The following is a 268-nucleotide window of genomic DNA, read 5'->3' on the forward strand; positions in this document are numbered from 1 at the left end:
GTGAGACCCTGGCGTCCTCCATGGCGTCTGCTGTCCAGAACAAAGAGCCCTGGTTCGGCTACTACTGGGGCCCGACCGTTCCCCTCGGCAAGTACGACATGACCCGGGTAGATCTCGGCGACATCAAGCCGGACGTGCACCAGAAGAACCAGACACAGGATGTCGACAATCCGGGCGTATCCGACTTCCCGGCGGCAACGGTTCTGACGTCGATCACTACCAGCTTCAAAGAGCGCGAGCCGGAAGTGGCCGAGATGCTCAGCAAGCT

The 268-nt window shown here is 60.8% G+C and carries 1 protein-coding gene; it reads left to right on the forward strand.

All coding sequences use genetic code 11. From position 1 onward, the window contains the following. Positions 1-268 (forward strand): glycine betaine ABC transporter substrate-binding protein (locus B2W52_RS09600; protein ID WP_286802811.1); only part of this gene is annotated, 268 nt, incomplete at both ends.

Origin of the sequence: Marinobacter sp. UBA2498, from assembly GCF_002341575.1 — a bacterium.
Classification (GTDB): Bacteria; Pseudomonadota; Gammaproteobacteria; order Pseudomonadales; family Oleiphilaceae; genus Marinobacter; species Marinobacter manganoxydans.